The following is a 16,927-nucleotide window of genomic DNA, read 5'->3' as shown; positions in this document are numbered from 1 at the left end:
CTCCGTGTTCGATGATCCGCTGTGAAGGTGCGGTATCAGCTGTGCGACACGGTAGTCACCTGCGGAAACACACTGTGGAAAGCCGAGTGGACACGTGGGGTGCATCCGGTGAACCCTTGGTGGGGTCACCGTGAACGCGCGAGGGCACGCCGTCGAACGCCGAGTGGCGTCCGGGACGACGTGCCCCCGTGAGTCCCGTGCGGGCCGGTCTCAGAGGACCTGGACTCCCTCGCGCTGCACGCGGCGGCGCACCTGCGAGGGGACCTCGCCCACGGCCTCCGCCTCGGCCTCGTTCTCCGAACGGCGCAGGACGCCGCGGGTGTCCAGCAGCAGCCGCGCGTACTCGGTGAGCAGCTTGGGCCGGTAGGCGGCGTGGTCGGTGAGCAGAACGGTCAGGTCGGCCTCGGCCATCGCCCGCTCCAGGTCGGTGGAGCGCGGGACGTCCACGCCGTCCACCTGCCAGGAGTCCACGTGCGGGTCGTGGTAGGTCAGTGTGGCGCCCTTGGCGGCCAACTTGCGGGCCACCGGACGGGCGGGCGACTCCCGCTGGTCGGCGATGTCGGCCTTGTAGGTGACGCCGAGCAGGAGCACCTTGGACCGGGACAGCGCGAGCCCGGACTCGTTGAGCAGCTCCTGGGCGCGCTGGGCCACGTACGCGGGCATCCGGCCGTTGATCTCCTGGGCCAGCTCGACGAACCGGAACGGGTAGCCGAGGGTCTTGACCTTGTAGGAGAGGTAGTTCGGGTCGATCGGGATGCAGTGGCCGCCCACCCCCGGACCCGGGTAGAACGCCTGGAAGCCGAAGGGCTTGGTGGCGGCCGCCGAGATCGAGTCCCACAGGTCGATGCCCAGCTCCTGGCAGAAGACGGCCATCTCGTTCACCAGGGCGATGTTCACGTGCCGGTAGGTGTTCTCCAGCAGCTTGGCCATCTCGGCCTCACGGGTACCCCGTGCCCGCACCACGGTGTTCACGAAGTTCCCGTAGAAGGCCGCGGCCGCCTCGCCGCACTCCTCCGTGAGGCCGCCGACGACCTTCGGGGTGTTGGCGACGCCGAAGACCGGGTTGCCGGGGTCGATGCGCTCGGGCGAGAAGGCCAGGTGGAAGTCGGCCCCGGCGACCAGGCCGGACTCCTCCAGCAGCGGCCGGACGACCTCCTCGGTCGTCCCCGGGTACGTGGTGGACTCCAGGATCACCAGGGTGCCCGGAGTCAGGTGCTCGGCGATGGCCCTGGAAGCGGAGGTGACCGCGCCCAGATCCGGGCCGCCCTCAGGGGAGAGCGGCGTGGGCACGCAGATGACGATCGTGCGCGCCGCCGAGAGGCACGCCGGGTCGCTGGTCGCGTGGAACCCCTGGGACAGCATCGCGGCGACGTCGTCCGCCGACAGGTCGTCGACGTGCGACTCGGATCTGTTGAGACCGTCGACCACGCGCGTGCTGACGTCGAATCCGGTCACTCTCAGTCCCGCCGAGACGGCTTCCGCCGCCAGCGGGAGACCGACGTAACCGAGGCCGAGGACGACGAGGTCGCTGGCCGAACCGGAGCTCTGCTCGGGGACATGGGCTGGGTTGGAGGCTGCGGCATCCACTTCGCGGTCACACTCGCATTCATTTCGTGAACGGGCGCAAAGAGTCGAGAACTGCCCTGGGTACACCATTCGGAGTGCGGGACGTCCGAGTGTAGGCAGACGCGGTCCTCGGTTACGGGTTCTGGCCTGGTCCGGACATTTTCCGCAAAAGAACCCGATACGCCTGGTTATAGCGGTATGCGGCCTCGGTCCACGTTCGGTTGGCTCCGACACGCTCCTGACCAGCTCGACCGTAGGTCGTCCGCTTTTGATGACTGTAGGCGAGATTTGTGAGGACATCAGCTAGACGTGCCGATTCGCCCGCCGGAATTAACTCGCCGGACACCCCCGGTTCCACGATCTCTCGCAACGCGGGAAGATCACTCGCGACAACTGGCAGCCCGCCGGCCATCGCCTCCACCGGCTTCAACGGTGTCACCAAGCGGCACACCCGTTCATCAAGTCGTGGCACGGCGAACACGTCCAGTGCGGCGTGGTGGTGACGGACCCGGTCGGCGGGCACCCGGCCCGGGAAGTGCGCGGCCCCCTCCAACCCCAGCCTCCCCGCACGGTCACGCAACGTGGCCAACTCCGGGCCGTCCCCGACCACCAGGGCGTGCGCCCGCTCACCCCTCTCCCGCATGGACGCCACCGCGTCCAGCAACACGTCGAGCCCCTCGTAGCCGAAGCAGCTCGTCGTGGTGCCCACCACGAACTCGTCCGGTCCGATCCCCAACCGCCGGCGGACCTCGTCCCCCGACGGCAGCGGCTCCAGGAACGACGCGTCCACCGCGTTGGGCACCACCAACAGCCGCTCCCGGGGCACCCCGCGCGCCTCGATGTCGGCGCGCATGGCCTCGCCCAGCGTCACCACCAGGTCGGCGGCGAGCATGCACTCGGTCTCACTCGCCCGCTCCGCCCGGTAGAACGCGTCGTCCACGCTGCGAGAGGGGTCGCGCGACAGCCACGACTCCTCCAGGAACCCCCGCACCTCGTAGACCACCGGAAGCCCGAACCGGCGGCCCAGCTCCAACGCCAACCGCGCGTTGTGGTGGTTGCTGGCCGCGTGCAGCACGTCCGGCCGCACCGCCTCCACCAGGTCGGAGGCCAGACGCAACCCGGACTCCAGCTCCTCGGCGTGGTCACGCGGAGCGGTCCACGGAAGCAGACGGTGGTAGGCGACCCCGTCCACGCGGACCAGCGTGCGCGGGTCCGGCACCCCCTTCGTCAGCGGGTAACCCGCACGGGTGGCCACGTGCACGTCCATCCCCGCCTCACGCTGCGCCACCGCGATCCGGTGCGTTCGCTGGGTGTAGCCCGCGTTGGTGTGCGGAAGCGCGTTGGTGACCAGGTGCAGCACCCGCACCCCCGCTCCCGGACGGCCCGGGTCCGCCGCGACCCGCCAGGAACCGCGGTCATCCGCGCCGGGGTCCGGTCGCTGAGCGTTCACCGTGTCGTCGGGCCGCGTTGGCGCACCGCGGGTTAACGTGAACCCGTGACGGTCAGGCGAAACGGACGGGGACGCGGGGACGGCACGCCCCGTGGCCAGCGCCGTCCGGTACTCCGCCGAGGTCCGATGCGGCCCCGGAGGAATGCGTGCGACCAGCTCACGAGCGGTGTCGGCGTCCCCGGCGGCCAGCGCGGCCGCGACCAGGCGGCCCACCCTGCGGGGCGGGGCGTCCGTGGCGGCTGCCAACACCACCTCGCGCGCCTCGCCGCGCCGACCCTGGTCCCACAGGGAGTAGGCGCGCGGCAGGGCGCCCGATCGGGCCGACACGGCACGCGCCGAGGTCCGCACCGGGCCGGGCATCAGCCGCAGCGCCAGCAGCGGCAGACGCGCCGGATCGGAGCGCAGGTGCCGCCACGCCAACGTCGCGGTGAAGGTCACCGCCCGCGGCCAGAGGACGCGCGAACGCGGAACACGGGGTTCGGGAATCTGGGAGTCATGCACGGTCAGTCACACAACCACGTGGACGTGGCCGGATGGTGACAACACGGCGACACGGACGGGACGGCTGGGGCAAAGAACTCCGTCACCCGGACCGTGACCGGACCGACCGTCCGGCCCGGCCGGACCCCGGCCCACACCAGCACAGCAGTCACCCCCACCAGAAGCAGAAGGAAACAGCCGTGGCAACGAGTGCCCCTCTTGGCAGCCAGGACACCGGGATCGTCCACGTGGTAGGGGCGCGCCCCAACTTCGTCAAGGCCGCTCCGGTCGTCTCCGCCCTGCGCGGGCGGGGCGCGCACCAGACGGTCCTGCACACCGGTCAGCACTACGACGACCGCATGTCCGCCGTCTTCTTCCGCGACCTCGGCCTGCCCACACCCGACGTCGACCTCGGGGTCGGCTCCGGCTCGCACGCCGCGCAGACCGCCGCGCTCATGGTGGGCCTGGAGCGCGAGTTCACCGCGAACACGCCCGGCATGGTCGTCGTGTACGGAGACGTGAACTCCACGATCGCCGCCGCGCTGGTCGCCGCCAAACTCGGCATCCCCGTCGCGCACGTCGAGGCGGGCCTGCGCTCCTTCGACAACACCATGCCGGAGGAGGTCAACCGGCGGGTCACCGACCAGCTCAGCGACCTCCTCTTCGCGACCAGCCCCGAGGCCGTGGGCCACCTGGCCGCCGAGGGGATCTTCCCGGACCGCGTCCACCTCGTCGGCAACCCGATGATCGACACGCTCCTGGGCAACCTCGACCGGTTCGACGCGGACGCCCTGCGCGCCCGTCTCGACCTTCCCGAACGCTACGTGGCCGCCACCCTGCACCGGCCCGCCAACGTCGACGACCCGGCCAACGTCGCGCTCCTCACCGAGCGGCTCCACGAGATCGCCGACCTCACCGACGTCGTCATGCCGGTGCACCCGCGCGGCAAGGCCGCCTTCGACCGCGCCGGGCTGGGCGACCACCCGCGCGTGCGCCTGCTCGAACCCCTCGGCTACCTCGACTTCGTCGCCCTCACCCGGGGTGCCGACGCCGTCGTCACCGACTCCGGGGGCGTGCAGGAGGAGACCACCATCCTCGGCGTCCCCTGCCTCACCCTGCGCCCCAACACCGAGCGCCCGATCACCCTCACCCACGGCACCAACCAGCTCGTCACCGAGGCTGACCTGCTCCAGGCGCTCGGCAAGGTCCTGGACGGACACGCGGTCGAGCGCATCGGCGACGTCCCGCCGCTGTGGGACGGCCACGCGGGCGAGCGCATCGCCTCCGTCCTCACCCAGTGGTCGCGGTGAACGGCCGTGATCCCCATCCGTCCGTGCGGCGCACGGCACCCGGACCGCACCACGGGCACACCGGTGTCCCGACCCGAGGCTTCCCGAACCGAGCACAAGGTGGCAGACCGTGAAACGGCGTGAACAGAGCCAGACCGAACAGCTTCGGCAAGCCCTGGCCGAGCGCGAGGCCCAGCTTCAGGAGGCGCAGGCCCGCCTGGCCTCGCTGGAGGGTTCGACCTCCCTCCAGGTGGGCCGGGCGCTCACGGCCGCCGCCAAACGCCCGGGCCGGTCCCTGGTCAGACTCCCGCGCGACCTGTACCGGTTGTGGCGGCGCAGCGGCAGCACCAACCACGCCGAACGGCGCCGGGTCGAACCGGTCCGCTCCTTCGACGCCGACCGCCAGGAGGCCCGCCTCCTCACCGGTCTGAGCGGCGGGCGCGAGGACCTGCTGGTGGTCGCCACCGTTCTCGGACCGGACGTCCAGAAGGCGGTCGACCCCTACCTGCGTTCGGTGCCGTTGCGCCCGCACGACGCCCAGATCGTCATGGACGCCGTCGACGTCGACCTGCTCCTGGTGTCGGCCTCGGCGGCCGCCCCCGGGTCCCCGTGGGCGCACGTGGGAGACCCCGCCGCCGTCGACCGTACCCGTGCCCTGCACTGGGTACTGGAGTCCGCGTCGGCGCGCGGCATCCCCACCGTCCTGCTCGACGACGCGCCCGCCCCGCCCGCCCTGCGCCAGCTCGGCTTCGACCGCGTGCACAGAGGTGACGCCGGGGTGCCGCTGCACCGGTTCAACCCGGTGGCCGCCGAACTCGTCGACGGCCCCGAGGCGGTCTTCGTCCGGACCGGCCCGGACCAACAGGTCCCCGACGTCCTGGTGGACCTCGGCGTGGGAGTGGTGGACGCCGACTCCCCGCGCCTGGCCGACGCCCTGCGCGCCGCCAACGTCGCCGTCATCCCGGAGTCCGGCCCCGGCGACCTGCGCCTGCGCCGCCGGGCCTGGGCCTGCGGCACTCGCGTGATCAGCCACCCGGCCGTACCCGCACCGGACGCCGAGGACCTCGCCGTCACCGTGCCACGGCTGCGCGCCGAGACGCCGACGCCACGCGAGGTACGGGCCATGCTGCGGCAGGTGTTCCTCGACGAGGCGGCCCCGGTCCGCCTGGCCGCGCTCCTGGAGGGCCTCGACTTCGCGTCGGGCACCCCCGCGACCGAGCTTCCGCTCAGCGGGCGGGGGGTCGCGGTCCTGGCCGACCCGGCCACCGAGGCCGACGCCGCCCGCCTGGCCGACGACCTCCTCGGGTCCCGGCTGCGCCCGGCCGAGGTGGTCGTTCCCAACACCGCCGCCCGGATGCCCGGAGTCCAGACCCTGCGCGCCGAGGGCGTGACTGTCCGCACCGCCCGGGCCACCGCCCCCGACACACCGGAGGAACTCACCCGCCAGGGCGACCGCGCCCGGGGCGGCGGGTTCGAACCCGAGCACTGGGCGGCCCTGGCCGAACGCGCCACGGCCCCGTGGGCGCACCTGTGGACCGGCCCGGTCGGCCGACACCGGCTCGCCGACCTCGTCGGCGCCGCCGAATGCTCGGGAGCCGACGCCGTGGGCACCCCCGACACGCCCGACAGCGGCGAACCGCACACCCGGGGGCTGGGAGAACGCGGCTACTTCGACCGCGACACCGGCGGCCGCCAGTACGTGTTCGTCACCTCGGTCGCCCCGGAACTGGCCCGGACCGACCTCCTGCGCCGGGGCTGGCTCCCGGCGGAGTGGAACCAGCGCGGGACCCGCCTCCTGGCCCTGGGCCCGGACCACGGTTCCGGCGCGGACGGGGACAATGAGGGCCCCACCCACGCCGACGCCTCGACGGGTGCGGTCGGTTGACCACCGCCGCCCCGCCCGACCACCCGCCGTCCGTTCGGCCCCCGAAGGACGTCCACGGCGCGGCGGTCCGAGAGACCGCCACCCACCAGCTTTCGAAGGGAAGAACGTGAGCACAGCTCCTCCGCGCGCACTCTTGTACGGGGACGTGGACCTGAACATCATCGACGGCTCGGCGATCTGGGCGCAGTCGATGGCGCAGGCCCTGGCGGCGGCCGGCTGCGAGGTCACCCTGCTGCTCAAGGCCCAGATCCGCACTGACCGGCTCACGGCGCCGCTCACCGAGAACCCCGCCGTACGACTGGTCCGCCCCTACGAGGACCGCTCGCTGCCCGACCTCGGGCCGCGCGGCCTCACGCCCGAGCAGGCCGTGGAACTCATGGGCGGTCTGCACGCCCGCAGGCCCTTCGACCTGGTCGTCGTCCGGGGGCGCCGACTCGCCGGGCTGGCCGCCCAGGAGGAGAGCCTGGCCGGGAAGCTGTGGACCTACCTCACGGACTTCCCGCACGGCGTCGCCGAACTCACCGCGTCCGCGATCGCCGAACTCACCGACATCGCGCTGGCCTCCCGGTTCGTGCTCTGCCAGACCGAGGAGCTGCGGGCGTTCCTGGAGTCCACGGTGCCCGCCGCCTGCGGTCGCTCCGTCCTGTTCCCGCCGGTCGCCGCGGTCCCCGAGGGGGTCGCGGCGACCGGCCAGACGCACGCGCGCACCCGCCTGGCCTACACCGGCAAGTTCGCGCCCCGCTGGAACACCCTGGAGATGACCGAGCTCCCCGAGGAGCTGGCGCGCCTCGGGGTGGACTCCGAACTCGTGATGATCGGCGACAAGGTCCACGCCGAACCCGCCGACTGGGCCAAGCGCATGCGCAGGGCCCTGGAGAGCACCCCGAACGTGGACTGGCGCGGCGGCATGGCGCGGGCCGACGCCCTGCGCCAGTCCGCCGAGTGCGACTTCGGCCTGTCCTGGCGCGACCCCGACATGGACGCCAGCCTGGAGCTGTCGACCAAGGTCCTGGAGCTGGGGGCGCTGGGGCTGCCGGTGGTCCTCAACCGCACCCCCATGCACGAGGCCCTGCTCGGCGCGGACTACCCGCTTTTCGCGGGGGAGGACACCGCCTCGGTGGCCGCGGTGATCGCCCGCGCCTACCACGACCGGGCCGTGTACGCCGAGGCCGCCGAACGCTGCCGCGCGGCCGCCGCCGACCACACCCTGGAGCGGGCCGCCGAACGCCTGCGCGGCTACCTCGCGGAGGCGATCCCGGCCGCGCCCGAGGGGGCCGACCCGGAGCGTCCGCTCAAGGTGGTCATCGCCGGGCACGACCTCAAGTTCTTCACGCGACTGGCCGAGTACCTGGACTCGCTGCCCGGCCTCGACGTGCGCATCGACGAGTGGGAGGGGCTGAGCACCCACGACCAGTACCGGTCGCGGGAGCTCGCCGCCTGGGCCGACGTGGTGATCTGCGAGTGGTGCGGCCCCAACGCGCTCTTCTACGCCAAGTGGAAGCGCCCGGGTCAGCGGCTGATCGTGCGCCTGCACCGGTTCGAGCTGTACGCGGAGTGGCCGCGCCGCCTGGACGTCTCCAAGGTCGACGCGGTGGTCTGCGTGAGCCCGCACTACGCCGACCTCACCAGGGAGATCACGGGGTGGCCCGCAGAGAAGGTCGTGGTGCTGCCCAACTGGGTGGACGACCGCCAGCTGGACCGCCCCAAGCTGGCGGGAGCGCGGTACTCGTTGGGCATGATCGGCATCGCGCCGTCCCGCAAGCGCTTGGACCGGGGGCTGGACGTCCTCTCGGAGCTGCGCAGGATGGACCCCCGGTACACGCTGTCGGTGAAGACGAAGCAGCCGTGGGAGTACTGGTGGATCTGGAACCGGCCGGAGGAACGCGCCTACTTCGAGCGGGTGTACCGGCGTATCCAGCGTGACGAGGGCCTGGCGGCCGGGGTGGTCTTCGACGGCTTCGGCCCGGACGTGGCGACCTGGCTGCGCCGGGTGGGGTTCGTGCTGTCCACCAGCGACGACGAGTCGTTCCACCTGGCGCCCGCCGAGTGCGCGGCCTCCGGCGGTGTCCCGGCGCTCCTGGCCTGGCCCGGATCGGACACCATCTACGACCCGCACTGGATTCACGACGACCCGGTGGCGATGGCCGAGTCCATCCACGCCACCGTCTCCGAGGGCCGGTTCGGCGAGGAGAGCGAGCGGGCCCGCGCCGAGGTGGTCGGGGTCTACGGCCTGGAGCGGGTGCGCGCCCTGTGGAGCGACCTGGTGGTCCGGGGCGAGGTCCCCGCCGGTCAGGGGTCCGCTCCCCAGGTCAGCGCCCAGTAGCCGCGCGGCCCCAGGACCCCCGTCCTGGGGCCTGTTCTTTTTGGGGCCTCCGCTTCGCTTCGGCCCGGGTTCGGCGCCTTTGCAGAGGGATTCGGGTTGAGGCAGGCACAGCATCCTCGTCTGCGCCTGACGCTCGTTCCTCGCTGGCGGCTTGACTCGTCTTGCAGAACCCTCTCCGGCGCTCGAACGGACAGCACCCCCCTGGTGGTTGAGGTGGGTGGGTGTGTTCTTTTTGGGGCCTGCGCTTCGCTTCGGCCCGGTCAGAAGGGCCCCGACATCTTCGAAAGCCCTCCGGCCCCCGCGGGGAGGAAGAGCGCGAAGGTGGTGGGTCGGGTCTGGACGAGTTCGACCCGGGCGCCTTCGGATTCGGCGATGTGACGGGCGAGGGCGAGTCCGAGACCGGTGCCTCCGCCTCCGCTGACCTCGCGTTCGAAGATGCGGCTGGAGAGGTGTTCGGGGACGCCTTCGCCTTCGTCGCTGACCTCGACGCGGACGGACTGGCCGGTGTCGAGGCGGCGGATGGTCACCGTCCCCGCGCCGTGTTTGTAGGCGTTCTCCACCAGGGTCGCGAGGATCTGGGCGAGGTCGGTGGGAACCGTCATGGCGGTCAGTCCGGGGTCGCCGGTGACGAGGAGTCGGCGTTTCTCCTGCTGGAAGACGGGCGACCACTCGGCTTGGAGGTGGTTGAGGACGGGGTCGAGTTCGACGGCCTCGACTTCGGGGTTCTGGCTCTTGCGGGCGCGGCCGAGGAGGCTTTCGACGGTCTCGACGAGGCGTTCGGTCTGGGCGAGGGCGGCTTCGCCCTCCTCGCGGACGACCTGCGGGTTGCCGGATTCGGCGATGATCTCCTCGAGCCGCATGGTGAGCGCGGTCAGTGGTGTGCGGAGCTGGTGTGAGGCGTCGGTCGCGAAGTGGCGTTCGGTGGCGATGAGCCCGGCGATGCGTTCGGCGCTGCGGTCGAGTACCTCGGCGACGCGGTCGGCTTCGGGGATGCCGTAGCGGTGCCCCCACGGTGTGGTGACGCCGGAGCCGAGCCGTTCGGCGGTGGCGGCGAGGTCGACCAGTGGCAGGGTGAGGCGGCGGGCCTGGAACATGGACAGGCCGACCGCGACGCCGATGGCGAGGAGCGAGAGCGAGGCGATGCCGAGCCAGGCCCGGACCACGCTCTCCTGGACGTCCTCGCCGTCGCTCCACACGTCGACCCTGGTGCCGCGGTTGGTGGTGACGGTGGCTTTGAGCAGGCGCGGGGAGTCCGCGGCGTCGGGGTTGAGCGCGGGGTCCCCCGCGGTCACGGCGGTCGGTCCGTCCGCGGGCGTGATGCGGACGAACCGGTTCGGGTGTTCCCGATCCAACTCCGCCAGGTCCAGTTCGCCGTGGAGCTCCAGCATGTTGTCGCTCTCGGCGCCGATGAGTTCGGCCTCGCCCTCAAGCTGCCGACTGGCCTCGTCGTGCACCAGTTTGTAGGTGAGCGCCCCCAGGGGCAGTCCGAGCAGCATGACGGCGATGACGGTCACCACCAGGGTGGAGAAAACCATCCGCCTGCGCATGTCACCTCACGTCCGTCCGACCCCCTGGGCGGTCGACGGGCAAGCGCGTCGTTCCCAGGGCCGTGTCAGTCTCGTTCGAACCGGAACCCGACGCCGCGGACGGTCGTGATGTAGGAAGGCTGGTTGGCGTCGTCGCCGAGTTTGCGGCGCAGCCAGGAGATGTGCATGTCGAGGGTCTTGGTCGACCCCCACCAGTTGGTGTCCCACACCTCCCGCATGATCTGTTCGCGGGTGACGACCTTTCCGGCGTCGCGTACGAGGACGCGCAGCAGGTCGAACTCCTTGGTGGTGAGCTGGAGTTCGCGGTCGCCGAGCCAGGCGCGGCGCGAGTCGTTGTCGATGCGGACGCCATGGACGACCGGGACCTCGGCCCCGCCGCGCCGCAGCAGGGCTCGGACGCGGGCGAGGAGTTCGGCGAGCCGGAACGGCTTGGTCACGTAGTCGTCGGCCCCGGCGTCGAGGCCGACGACGGTGTCGACCTCGTCCGCGCGGGCGGTCAGGATGAGGATCGGCGTTCCGTGACCCTCGGCGCGGAGCCGACGTGCCACCTCAAGGCCGTCCATTTCTGGGAGCCCGAGATCCAGGACCATGAGGTCGATGTCTCCCGCACGGGCGCGGTCGAGTGTCTCAATGCCGTTGACGGTCACGTCTACCGTGTAACCCTCGCGTCGGAGTGCGCGCGCGAGAGGCTCGGAGATCGAGACATCGTCTTCGGCCAGCAAAACGCAGGTCATGGAGCCGATCGTAGGTCCAGGGTGGCGCATTTCCCTATTATGCGCGCCGGATGGCCCAAGGTTGGCCGAAAATACGCTATTCACATACCGGTCAAATAGTGCGAATGGCTGCCTGGAGCGCTTTCTTTGTGCTTTCTTGGTGAAAAGGGGAAGGTGTGGCCGGGGGTGGTCGTCCTCGGGCCTTCGCCGCGTCGTAACGCGTCCCTTTGGGCACTCTGAGTAATGATAGGGGTGGCAATGGTGGTGTTGGTGGTGATTGACGGCCCCTGGCGGCCCGCGTCCCCACCGGGACCCCTCACCCCTCCCGGACCCCGGTCCGGGACACGCGAGGAGTGTGGATGGTGCGGCGCGACGACAGCGCGGGGACCCGACCCGGCGGCCCCAAGGGCCCGACCCGGCCCAGACGGTGGAGACGACGCGGGGGCGCCCGGGGCGCACCGGCGGCGTTGACGGCGGCCCTGGCCGTCGCGGTCGCCCTACCGATCGCGCTCGCGGCCCCGGCCCTGGCCGACGAACCGGCGGAGGCGTCGACGGGCACCGCCGCCAGCGCCTTCTCCCACCGGCACTACTACACGACCTGGCGCGACGCCCGCACCTACTGGTCTCAGGACAGCCGCTACCCCACGGGCGGCTGGCTCTGGTCCGGACGCCACTACTTCTTCTGCCAGGCGGAGGGCGAACCGCACTCCGACGGGGAGGACGGCTACTCCACCTGGTGGGTCCTGACCGACGACGACACCGGCAACCGCGACGTCTTCGTCAGCGCCACCGCCCTTCGGGGCAGCCAGCCCTGGCAGCCGGTCGAGGGACTACCGCGCTGCTGAACCGGCGGACCGGCCGTCCACGACGACGCGGGCCCGCCCGAGTAGGTACTCGGACGGGCCCGCGTTCACGGTGCGGACGCCCCCGCGGGGCGCGGCCGGGGTGGGATCAGCCCTCGATCTCCCCGGTGCCCGCGGCCGGTCGGCGCCTGCGGCTCAGGTACATCGCGGCGCCACCGGCGCCCACGGCGACCAGCGCCGCGATGACCAGGCCGGTCAGGGCCCCGCCGGTGACCGGCAGGGAGCCGCCCTTCTTGTCGTCGGGAGCACCCGGCTTGGGCGTGCCGGGACCGTCCGAGGGAGCGCCGCTCGGCGACGGGCTCGGCGACGGGCTCGGGCTGGGGCTCGGCGACGCGGGCGGCTCCGTCGGGTGGGGCTTCCCGTCGCCGTCGTCGTCACCGCCGCCGGGAGGAACGGTGGCCTTGTCACCGACCACGATGCGACCGGCGCCGCCCTCGGGGTAGTCGGCGGCCTTCACCTCACCCTCGAGGGTGTCGGTGAGGTGGCGCTCCAGAGCGGCCTGGTAGGTGGAGCCCACCACGGTGTAGTCGGCGCCCCGGAACGGGTACATGTCGCCGCCGCCGGCGGAGAAGTCGTTGGTGACGACCGTGATGGCGTCGCCCTCCACGACCTCGCCGTCCTCCACGATCACCGTGCCGTCGTGCAGGATCGCGTTGCGCACGCGCTCACCCGGGGTGAGTACGTCGCCGTCCTCGTTCACGACCTGGGCGGTGCGGTCCGGGTCGTAGGCGAAGTTGACCCCGGCGACCTGCATGAACCCGCCGTCGGCGGCGGGGGCGGAGGCCACGCCGCGCTCCAGGAGCTCCTTGACCTGGGCGCGCGGGATCTCCGGGACCACGGCCACCTGGTTGGCGAAGGGCGCGATCGAGTACGTGTCCAGTACGGTCAGCGGTCCGGCCGGGATCACCGAGGCGTTGCGGATGCCGCCGCCGTTCTGGATGCCGATCTGCGGCTGGGGAACGCCGTACTCCTCGGCGTTGCGCTTGCCGGTGTCCAGCAGGGCGTCGGCCATCAGGCTGCCCAGGTTGGTCTCCTGGGTGCGCACGCCCGGGTTCTGCGTGCCGTCCAGGGCCACCTCACTGCTGGCCACGTCGGTCTCGGCGAGTTCGGCCACGTGGTCTGCGACCGGCTTGGTCACCTGGGCCTCGACCTCGGGGTGGGGCTCCACCGCGTCGGCGCCGGTGCCGGAGACCCGGACCGGGCCGGAGCGCTCGCCCACCGAGTGGAGACCGCCGTCGGCGTCGAAGTTGAGGACCAGGCGGCCCACGTACTTGTAGTTGGAGCCCGCGGTGACGATGGGTACCTCGACGCCGTCGGCGTTGTTCACCAGCAGCGGGTAGGAGAGGGGTTCGCCGGTGCCCGGGTGGTCGGTGACGGAGTCACCGGGGACCAGGGCGTCACCGGGGTTGGCCATGACCTCGTGGCCTCCTCCGGCCACCATGGCGTCCACACCGGTGAGCTCCTTGGCGACCCGCTCCTCGTAGGTGATGTTCTGGAGGTGCGAGATGAGGATGATCTTGTCGACGCCCTCACCGGTGAGGCGGTCGACCTCGGCCTGGACCGGGCCGACGACCTCGTCGACCACGACGTCGCGCGGGCTGGAGATGGAGGCCAGCGGCGGGTAGAGCGCGCCGACGATGCCGACCTTCTCGCCCTGGACCTCCGCGACCGTGCTCGGGGCGATGCGGCCCTGTGCCTCCAGCGCGGCCAGGGCGGCCTCACCGGACACGTCGACGTTGGCGGCGACCACCGGGGTGTCCTCGAGGGCGCCGATGAACTCGGCGTACACGTCGGGTCCGAAGTCGAACTCGTGGTTGCCCATGGAGATCGCGTCGTAGTCGATGATCGACGTGGCGACCGCGTCGTAGAAGGGCGCGCCCTCCACCCGGGAGGCGGCGAACTCCGGCCCGGGCAGGTACAGGTCGCCGGAGTTGACGGCCACGACGCCCCGGAGCTCGGCCTCGCCCTCGTCGGCGCCGGTGCCCGCGTTCTCGTCCGCGCGCAGCTGGTCGAGCAGGGTCGCGTAGCGCGCGGCTCCGCCGTACCCGGCCTCGCCCGACGCGTGCAGGAGGGCCGACTCGGGGTCGTTGCCGTGCAGGAGGGTGAGGGTGAAGGCGGGATCGCCGTCGGGGGTGTCCATGGGCGCGTACGCGCTGGCCGCGGGGGCCAGGGGCACCACCAGGGCACCGGTCAGGATCAGTGCGCCGGTCGCGCGCACGAGTCTGGACATGTCTGCTGTGACTCCTTTGGGGGACTGTGCGGGGGTGCCGCCCCGGGGGCGGGAGGGGTCGGAGTTTTTTCACCCTAGATGGGGACGGGTGTTCGGGCACGGGCCGGGGGGTTACGATTTGCAGAATCTCCCGTGTGCGTGCGGGTTCTCGACTCTATGCGATCGCTCACCGTCGTTTCGGGACGATTGCGGTCGCGTTCCGTGGCCGGTTTCGGCCCAGCTCGTGGTGCTGGGGGAGGCTCCGTCCGCGCCCTCGTGGGGGTACCCGCCTACCATGGTGGGGAAAGTCGACTCGACCCCTCGGAGGACGTCCGTGTTTCCCTCTGGCCAGGACCCGTACGACCCCGACACCGGACGCGGTGGCGTGCCCTCGCAACGGGGGCTGCCCGACTTCGACGCCCCCCACCTGGAGGCCCTGCGCCCCGACGCCCCGATGCCCCGCAAGGTGGTGACCGTCCGGACGCTGATGTTCGTCGGCGGTGTCAGCGGCCTCCTGCTCCTCACACTCTTCCTCATGGGGCTCTCCGCCCCCGACGCGGTGATGCGGGAAGCCCTGGACGAACAGGCCGCGATCGCCGCCGAACAGGGCGTGGCGCTGTCCATCGACGTCGAGGCCATGCGCTCCTACATGGGCCTCATGGCCCTGGTCACGGGCGTCTACGGAACGCTGTCGGTCCTCATCGCGAGCCGACTGCGCCGCCGGACCGTGGGCGTCTTCTGGAGCGCCCTGCTGTTCCAGGGCGCCGCCGGGGGCATCCTGCTGTGGTCGCTCCTGTCCGGCGGGCTCCTCGCCGCCGTCCCGCTGGGGTTCGCCGCGGCCATGCTCGCCTTCCTCTGGTCCAAGGAGAGCCGGGCCTACTTCGGTCTCCTCTGAGCGGGGACCCCGCCCACCCCGGCCCCTCCCTGAGGGAGCCGGGGGGAGGGCAGCCGGCCCAGGAGGCCGCCGCCCTCGCGCGGCGGCAGCGGAGGCCGGACGGCCACCCTGGTCCAGTGCCGCTCCAGCAGCCCGCGCACGCCCCCTTCGCCCGCCTCCGGCGGGGTACGCACCCCGCCCTCCGGCCCCTCCAGCGCCAGCACGGCGCGCAGCAGTTCGCCGGAGCCGGGCCGGTCGGCGGGCTCGACGCTCATCGCGGCCACCACGAGCTTCTCCAACCCCGGCGGCAGGTACCGCAGGTCCGGCTCCTCGGAGGTGACGCGTCGGGCCATCTCCCGGGGCGGCGCCGTCCCGAACGGGTCGTGCCCCGCCGCCGCGAAGGCCACGGTCGCACCCCACAGGAACACGTCCGACGCGTGCGTGGTGGGCTGGCGGCGGTACTGCTCCGGGCTGATCCATCCCGGGGTGCCCCGCCGGTCGAGTGAACGGGCCACCCGCGCGTCGGCCAGGGCCTCCGGAGAGGGCAGTCCGAGCGTTCGGAAGGCCCGCCGCATCCGGCGCAGCCGCCGCCACTTGGTGGGGTCGGGTTCCTCGGCCGCGTGCGCGATCCCGAAGTCCAGGAGCTTGGGCCCCGCCACCGACACCACCACGTTGCCGGGTTTGAGGTCGCGGTGCACCACCCCCGCCGCGTGCACCGCGCGCAGCGCCTCGGCCACCCCCGCGGCCAGACCCAGCAGCATCCCGCCGCGCAGTCGGCCGAACCGCTCCACCTGGTGCCGCAGGGTCGGTCCGGGAGCGTACTCGGTGATCAGCCACGGGGGGTCGGCCTCCACGTCCGCGCTGACGAACCGCGCCACGCAGTGGCTGTCGACCCGGGCCAGCAGGCGGGCCTCGTGGGCGAACCGTTCGCGGACACGGTGGTCGCGAACGAGCCCGGGGTGGGCCACCTTGACGGCCAGGTACCCGCGGCCGCCGGGGGAGTCGACGGCGTACACGGTGCCCATGCCGCCCGCGCCGACCCGCCCCCGCACCCGGTGTCCGCCCACCTCGGAGGGGTCCCCGGGTTCGAGCGGGGCGAGCCTGCGTACACCGCGCGCCTTCATGGGCACTCCAACCGGCCGTGGGCAGCTTCGAGGCGGATCTTACCCGCGGGCCCCCGACGCGTACGGTTCCCCGCGCGGTCCCGGCCGGAGCCACCACACGTCGTCCACAGGCCGGGGGGAGGGGCTGCCGAAGGTCGCTTCCCTCTGGCAGGCTCGGAACGGACACCGGGTCGACCGGTACGGGGGAGAGAGCATGACACCGGAGCAGTTCATCGACGCCGCCCTGTGGTTTCCCGAGGCCGGGGAGAGCGAGCCCTTCGGGCCGGGGGCGCTCGTGTACAAGGTGGCCGGACGGAAGATGTTCGCGCTGCTCACCGGGGGCGGCGGCGGTGCTCCCGCCACGGTCAACCTCAAGTGCGACCCCGAGCTCGCCCTGGAGCTGCGCCAGAGGTTCCCGGCGGTCACTCCCGGCTGGCACATGGACAAGCGGCACTGGAACTCGGTGCTCCTGGACGGCACCGTCCCCGACGACGAGCTGGTGGAGATGCTGACGCACTCCTACACCCGGGTGGCCGAGGGCCTGCGCCGGGCGGACCGGGACCGCGTGCTCGCCGTCCTGGGCGACGACGCGCCGCCGCTCCCGGGCACCGACGGCAGCTGAGAG

The 16,927-nt window shown here is 72.2% G+C and carries 12 protein-coding genes; 6 read left to right on the top strand and 6 right to left on the bottom strand.

Annotation, left to right across the window (positions count from 1 at the left end):
- Positions 1 to 210 precede the first annotated feature (210 nt).
- A complete protein-coding gene (locus ABZ635_RS02460) occupies positions 211 to 1,587 on the bottom strand; it encodes a nucleotide sugar dehydrogenase (RefSeq protein WP_357757675.1) in 1,377 nt (458 codons plus the stop codon).
- Positions 1,588 to 1,699: 112 nt separating this feature from the next.
- Positions 1,700 to 3,517 (bottom strand): glycosyltransferase family 4 protein, encoded by a 1,818-nt coding sequence (locus ABZ635_RS02455; RefSeq protein WP_357757672.1) that lies wholly within the window; start codon positions 3,515 to 3,517, stop codon positions 1,700 to 1,702.
- A 179-nt stretch (positions 3,518 to 3,696) separates the two neighbouring features.
- Between ABZ635_RS02455 and wecB the strand changes: the two genes are divergently transcribed.
- From wecB to ABZ635_RS02440, 3 genes are all read left to right on the top strand, one after another.
- Positions 3,697 to 4,806 carry a UDP-N-acetylglucosamine 2-epimerase (non-hydrolyzing) gene (gene wecB, locus ABZ635_RS02450; RefSeq protein WP_357757669.1) on the top strand — a complete coding sequence of 370 codons (1,110 nt, stop codon included), beginning with the start codon at positions 3,697 to 3,699 and terminating at the stop codon, positions 4,804 to 4,806.
- A gap of 109 nt (positions 4,807 to 4,915) precedes the next feature.
- Positions 4,916 to 6,670 (top strand): hypothetical protein, encoded by a 1,755-nt coding sequence (locus ABZ635_RS02445; RefSeq protein ID WP_357757666.1) that lies wholly within the window; start codon positions 4,916 to 4,918, stop codon positions 6,668 to 6,670.
- Positions 6,671 to 6,803: 133 nt separating this feature from the next.
- Positions 6,804 to 8,993, top strand: coding sequence for a glycosyltransferase (locus tag ABZ635_RS02440; RefSeq protein ID WP_357757903.1), 2,190 nt, complete (start codon positions 6,804 to 6,806; stop codon positions 8,991 to 8,993).
- A 260-nt stretch (positions 8,994 to 9,253) separates the two neighbouring features.
- Here ABZ635_RS02440 and ABZ635_RS02435 read toward each other — a convergent pair whose 3' ends face one another.
- Together ABZ635_RS02435 and ABZ635_RS02430 are read right to left on the bottom strand one after the other, a co-directional pair.
- The gene (locus ABZ635_RS02435; protein WP_357757663.1) at positions 9,254 to 10,540 is read right to left on the bottom strand and encodes a HAMP domain-containing sensor histidine kinase; all 1,287 of its coding nucleotides are present in this window, start codon (positions 10,538 to 10,540) and stop codon (positions 9,254 to 9,256) included.
- 65 nt (positions 10,541 to 10,605) lie between these two features.
- Positions 10,606 to 11,274: a response regulator transcription factor gene (locus ABZ635_RS02430; protein ID WP_026128827.1), complete on the bottom strand. Its 669-nt coding sequence runs from the start codon at positions 11,272 to 11,274 to the stop codon at positions 10,606 to 10,608.
- A gap of 338 nt (positions 11,275 to 11,612) precedes the next feature.
- Here ABZ635_RS02430 and ABZ635_RS02425 point away from each other — a divergent pair, with 338 nt between their 5' ends.
- Positions 11,613 to 12,098, top strand: coding sequence for a hypothetical protein (locus tag ABZ635_RS02425; protein WP_357757660.1), 486 nt, complete (start codon positions 11,613 to 11,615; stop codon positions 12,096 to 12,098).
- Between the two features lie 106 nt (positions 12,099 to 12,204).
- Here ABZ635_RS02425 and ABZ635_RS02420 read toward each other — a convergent pair whose 3' ends face one another.
- On the bottom strand, positions 12,205 to 14,346 hold the full coding sequence (locus ABZ635_RS02420; RefSeq protein ID WP_357757657.1) for a 5'-nucleotidase C-terminal domain-containing protein: 2,142 nt from the start codon (positions 14,344 to 14,346) through the stop codon (positions 12,205 to 12,207).
- A 313-nt stretch (positions 14,347 to 14,659) separates the two neighbouring features.
- Between ABZ635_RS02420 and ABZ635_RS02415 the strand changes: the two genes are divergently transcribed.
- A complete protein-coding gene (locus ABZ635_RS02415) occupies positions 14,660 to 15,220 on the top strand; it encodes a hypothetical protein (RefSeq protein ID WP_357757654.1) in 561 nt (186 codons plus the stop codon).
- Here ABZ635_RS02415 and ABZ635_RS02410 read toward each other — a convergent pair.
- Positions 15,202 to 16,323, bottom strand: a complete 1,122-nt coding sequence (locus tag ABZ635_RS02410; RefSeq protein ID WP_357757651.1) for a serine/threonine-protein kinase — start codon at positions 16,321 to 16,323, stop codon at positions 15,202 to 15,204. The genes ABZ635_RS02415 and ABZ635_RS02410 overlap by 19 nt on opposite strands.
- A gap of 193 nt (positions 16,324 to 16,516) precedes the next feature.
- Here ABZ635_RS02410 and ABZ635_RS02405 point away from each other — a divergent pair, with 193 nt between their 5' ends.
- Positions 16,517 to 16,924: an MmcQ/YjbR family DNA-binding protein gene (locus ABZ635_RS02405; RefSeq protein ID WP_357757648.1), complete on the top strand. Its 408-nt coding sequence runs from the start codon at positions 16,517 to 16,519 to the stop codon at positions 16,922 to 16,924.
- The last annotated feature ends 3 nt before the right edge of the window (positions 16,925 to 16,927 follow it).

Source organism: Nocardiopsis sp. NPDC007018 (assembly GCF_040635075.1).
In the GTDB taxonomy this organism is placed as follows: Bacteria; Actinomycetota; Actinomycetes; order Streptosporangiales; family Streptosporangiaceae; genus Nocardiopsis.
Note: the sequence above shows the minus strand (reverse complement) of the source record. Positions and strands in the feature narration are given on the sequence as shown.

Coding starts and splice junctions, on each gene's coding strand:
- ABZ635_RS02430 (WP_026128827.1), bottom strand. CDS start 11,274: ATGACCTGCGTTTTGCTGGCCGAAGACGATGTCTCGATCTCCGAGCCT.
- ABZ635_RS02410 (WP_357757651.1), bottom strand. CDS start 16,323: ATGAAGGCGCGCGGTGTACGCAGGCTCGCCCCGCTCGAACCCGGGGAC.
- ABZ635_RS02425 (WP_357757660.1), top strand. CDS start 11,613: ATGGTGCGGCGCGACGACAGCGCGGGGACCCGACCCGGCGGCCCCAAG.
- ABZ635_RS02420 (WP_357757657.1), bottom strand. CDS start 14,346: ATGTCCAGACTCGTGCGCGCGACCGGCGCACTGATCCTGACCGGTGCC.
- ABZ635_RS02405 (WP_357757648.1), top strand. CDS start 16,517: ATGACACCGGAGCAGTTCATCGACGCCGCCCTGTGGTTTCCCGAGGCC.
- ABZ635_RS02435 (WP_357757663.1), bottom strand. CDS start 10,540: ATGCGCAGGCGGATGGTTTTCTCCACCCTGGTGGTGACCGTCATCGCC.